Source organism: Arthrobacter sp. SPT-J7 (genome assembly GCF_059089965.1).
Window position 1 is genome coordinate 1 of sequence record NZ_JBNHFF010000389.1, and the last position, 1764, is coordinate 1764.

The following is a 1764-nucleotide window of genomic DNA, read 5'->3' on the forward strand; positions in this document are numbered from 1 at the left end:
TGCTCGGCGGGGTGTTTGCCGGCACGGAAATGGCGCTGGTGTCCCTCCGCGAGAGCCAGGTGCGGCGGATGGAGAAGTCAGGGAAGCGCGGCGCCCGGATCGCGGCGTTGGCAGGCAACCCCAACCGGTTCCTCTCCACCGTCCAAATCGGCGTTACGTTGTCCGGCTTCTTCTCGGCGGCCTACGGTGCCTCCACGATTGCGCCAGATGTGGAACCCCTCCTCGAAGGCATCGGTTTCGGCGCTTCAGCTGAACCCGTCGCCTTCATCGGTATGACGCTGTTGGTTGCGTATCTATCCCTGGTGCTCGGCGAACTGGTGCCTAAGAGGCTTGCCATGCAGAGCGCCGTCGGCTTCACCAAAGTGCTGGCCCCTCCCTTGGGCGTCCTCTCCGAAGTCATGCGGCCCGCCGTCTGGCTGCTGTCCGTGTCCACGGACGCCGTCGTAAAGCTGTTCGGCGGTGATCCGAACGCCAAGCAGGAAAGCGTCAGCTCCGAGGAACTGTGGGACATGGTGGCCGAGAGTGACATGTTGGAGGAACACAGCCGCACCATCCTCTCGGACGTCTTCGGGGCGGGGAACCGCTCGCTGCGGGAGGTGATGCGCCCCCGCACCGAAGTGACCTTCATCAACGGCAACCTCAGCATCGCCGAGGCGTTCAGTATGGTCAGGGATGGCCCGTATTCGCGCTATCCGGTGATGGACAAGACGCCGGACGACGTCCTGGGCTTTATCCACGTCCGTGACCTTGTGCCCCGGGATGGAAAACACGACGACGGGCAGGTGCGGGACATCGTGCGGGAGATCCTTCCGCTGCCGGGAACCAACAAAGTAGTGCCGTCGCTGCAGCGGATGCGCAGGCTGGGCCAGCACATCGCGCTGGTGGTGGACGAGTACGGCGGCACCGACGGCATCGTCACCCTGGAAGACCTGGTGGAGGAGCTGGTGGGTGAAATCTACGACGAGTACGACGCCGGCGCCGACCCCGAGGACCGTGTCACCAAGGCAAACGGTTCAGTCGACGTCGACGGTGGACTGATCCTTCAGGAGTTCGCCTCGGCGTCCGGTATTGAACTGCCGGAGGGGCATTACGAGACGGTGGCCGGGTTCGTCATCGACCGCTTGGGTCGGTTGCCCAAGCTTGGCGACCGGGTGGAGGTGGACGGACACACGCTGACGGTGACTGCGATGGACCGGCTGCGGATTTCGCGGATCCACGTGACCCCGGCGGCCGGAAGCCGGGCGCGGACTGACCCCACCACATGAGGCGGAGGCACAAGCAAATGAGGACCGTCCGGAAACGGGTCCTCCCAAGGCAAACCTCAGGCACCATCTGCCCGCTTCTTATGCCACCAGCTTGGCCACCAGCTCCCCGCGGCTGCCCACGCCCACCTTCTCGAAGAGCGACTTCAGATGGTCGTGCACGGTGTGCGGGGAGATGAACAGGTGCCGGGCGATCTCCGCCGTCGGATTCCCGGACAGCACCTCCAGGCAGACCTCCCGCTCGCGGACAGTGACTCCGTAGGCCGCCAGCAGCAGGGTGGCGAGATCATGCGTGGTTGCCGGTTCCACCGTTACCACCATCTGTTCGGGGTCGTCGCCGGTGATCAGGCGGCTGGCCTGCAGTACTACCCAGTTGTTCCCGGCGTCGCGCATCCTGGCCCGCGCTGTCCCCGACGCCGCCGCGTGTGCCTGCGCCACTACCGAGTACAGCGTCATGCTGAACCGGCCCGGCGCCGCCTCCTCGACCGCGGCGAGCCAGGAC

2 protein-coding genes are annotated in these 1764 nt (G+C 65.6%); one reads left to right on the top strand and one right to left on the bottom strand.

Annotation, left to right across the window (positions count from 1 at the left end; genetic code table 11):
• The coding region (locus AC5RWX_RS32920; RefSeq protein ID WP_494100365.1) for a hemolysin family protein at positions 1-1265 on the top strand (1265 nt) is incomplete at its 5' end.
• A gap of 78 nt (positions 1266-1343) precedes the next feature.
• Here the strand turns inward: AC5RWX_RS32920 and AC5RWX_RS32925 are convergent.
• Positions 1344-1764, bottom strand: a 421-nt coding sequence (locus AC5RWX_RS32925; RefSeq protein WP_494100366.1) for a helix-turn-helix transcriptional regulator, incomplete at its 5' end; no start/stop codon positions are given.